This window comes from Bacteroidales bacterium (assembly GCA_021648725.1).
Classification (GTDB): domain Bacteria; phylum Bacteroidota; class Bacteroidia; order Bacteroidales; family JAADGE01; genus JAADGE01.
In genome coordinates this window covers 1-2,722 of the sequence record JAKISF010000066.1, presented here as the reverse complement: position 1 = coordinate 2,722, position 2,722 = coordinate 1, and the positions used below count along the sequence as shown (strand labels likewise).

The window sequence follows — 2,722 nt, the reverse complement described above, 5'->3', positions numbered from 1 at the left end:
AAAACCCACTTTTGAATTCGCAAACCCTACCATTTGCTTCTGTGTTTCAGCCCCGCAAACAACTGAGACCATGCCAATTAGGAGGGTGCCATTTAGTTTGTGAAGTTGGTTTACATGGCTTCCGGGGCCGTCTGTACTGCCAAAAATGCCCACTAGTTTATTGTCTTTTTTCATGCCTTTTAGCTATTTGGCTAACAGGCTAATATGCAAATAATTAATAAGAAAAAAGACAATTTTTGAAAGTATTTTCAATTAAAAAAGTATGAGTTTGCTCTGACAATAAATTAACAAGCTTAAAATAAATACCAGATAATTGTTACCTTTGTACTTTTTAAATTATATACAAATGAATATAGAAAACACGGTAGGAAATACACCATTAGTAAAATTAATTAACATAAACCCTTATAAGCATATTGAGATTTATGCTAAACTGGAGTTCTTCAACCCTAGCGGAAGTATTAAAGACAGAATAGTTAAACATATTATTGAAGATGCCGAAAATCGCGGGCTGTTAAAAAAAGGAGGAACAATTGTTGAGAACACATCAGGAAATACCGGAGCTGCTGTTGCAACAATTGCTGCAATAAAGGGTTACAGAGCCATATTAACTATGCCGGATAAAGTCAGTACAGAAAAACAAAACACATTAAAAGCTTTAGGGGCAGAAATTGTTGTAACTCCTACATCGGCGGCTCCTGATTCGCCGGAACATTATGTAAATACCGCAAAGCGAATTTCTGAAGAAATAAAAGGCAGCTTCAGAATTAATCAGTATGATAATTTATTAAACCCTGAAGCACATTATTTAACGACAGGACCGGAAATATGGGAGCAAACCGGAGGAAAAATTACACATTATGTGGCATCAGGAAGCACCGGAGGAACAATAAGCGGAGTCAGTCGTTTTTTAAAAGAAAAGAAACCTGAGGTTTTTTCTTTAATGCCCGATCCGGTAGGTTCGATATACTACGATTATTTTAAAACAAAGAAAATTAATAATGATGCAATCGGAACTTATTTTGTTGAAGGTGTGGGAGAAGATCATATTGCTAAAGCAATGGATTTTAGTTTAGTTGATGAAATGATTCAATTTACCGATCAAGATGCATTTGAAACAGCACGCCTGTTAGCCCGAAAAGAAGGAATATTAGGAGGCGGAACCGGCGGAGCAAATGTATGGGCTGCCCTTAAGTTAGCAGCAAGCTTAACTGTTCCGTCTGTAATTGTTACAATTATTCCGGATAACGGTGTTAAATACCTGAGTAAATTCTACAATGATGAATGGATGATTAAAAACGGATTTAAACTGTAATCTGCCAATAAAAATACACAATTATTTATTTATAATAACTTTTAGTATAGTAAAATGAAATTTTCAACAAAATCAATACATATAGGACAAAAACCCGATGAAGCAACAGGAGCGATTATTCCGCCTATTTATATGACTTCTACATACATTCAAGACGCTCCTGCACAACACAAAGGATATGACTACACTCGTGCCGGAAATCCGAATTTTTCAAATATTGAAGCAACTTTGGCTTCTTTAGAAAACGGTAAATTTGCAACTGTCTTTTCTTCAGGACTAGGAGGTTTAACCGGGATTATATCAATGCTGAAAGCCGGAGATTCTGTAATAGGAACAGCCGACATATACGGTGGTTCTTACCGTTTATTTAAACGGATTTTCTCGAACTACGGCATTAGTTTTAAAACAATTAATACCCAAGATTTACAAGAGGTAAACAATGCCTTAAAATTAAAACCGAAAATGGTTTTTATTGAATCTCCCACAAACCCTCTTCTGAAAATAACAGATATTGAAAAAGTAACAGAAACGGCAAGAAAATATGGTGTAATAAGTGTGGTAGATAACACTTTTGCTACTCCGTATTTTCAGAATCCGATGGATTTAGGAGCAGATATCGTATTGCACAGCACAACTAAGTATATAGGCGGGCATTCTGATATAGTTGGCGGGGTTGTTATTACTAATAATCCTGAATTTAAAGAAAAAATAGACTTTGCAAGAATGGCAATCGGACTTAACCCGAGCCCTTTTGATGTTTGGCTCGGAAGCAGAGGAATAAAAACCTTGGGTGTAAGAATGGAAAAACACGGACAAAATGCGTTTGCTCTGGCAAATTTCTTTAAAAACCATCCAAAAGTTAAGAAGGTTTATTACCCGGGTTTAGAATCACACCCTAATTATGTTATTGCAAAAAAACAAATGAGCGGTTTCAGCGGAATTGTTTCCGTGGAATTTGATATGACATTAGAAGAAACAAAAAAAATAATGAGCTCTTTTAAATATTTCTCGTTGGCAGAGAGTTTAGGAGGAATAGAATCTCTTGTTGACCACCCTGCGAGTATGACGCATGCTTCTATTCCGGCAGAAGAAAGAAAAAAAATTGGTTTATCCGACGGCTTAGTACGTTTTTCTGTTGGGATTGAAGATATCGAAGATTTGAAAGCAGATATTAACAATACTTTAAACTAAAACAGAATTTATCTTTGAGGAAATAAATAATTTAAACCGGTCTCTGATTTTATAATATACTCAATTATCAGAAAGTAGGTTTTACAGGTAATGTGGTCAAAAATAGTTGGTGATTTTGTGAAAAGTATTTTATAAATTATGACCCAATGTCGTTTAGTTAATAATCTGTCATAACCTTTTGTAATTCATAGAATAAGGTTTCTTTTGCCGATGTTT

2 protein-coding genes are annotated in these 2,722 nt (G+C 35.0%); both read left to right on the top strand.

Going from position 1 to position 2,722, the window contains the following annotated elements:
• Positions 1-346: 346 nt before the first annotated feature.
• Positions 347-1,315, top strand: a complete 969-nt coding sequence (locus L3J35_13695) for a cysteine synthase family protein (GenBank protein ID MCF6367237.1) — start codon at positions 347-349, stop codon at positions 1,313-1,315.
• A gap of 54 nt (positions 1,316-1,369) precedes the next feature.
• Positions 1,370-2,506, top strand: coding sequence for a PLP-dependent aspartate aminotransferase family protein (locus L3J35_13690; GenBank protein MCF6367236.1), 1,137 nt, complete (start codon positions 1,370-1,372; stop codon positions 2,504-2,506).
• The last annotated feature ends 216 nt before the right edge of the window (positions 2,507-2,722 follow it).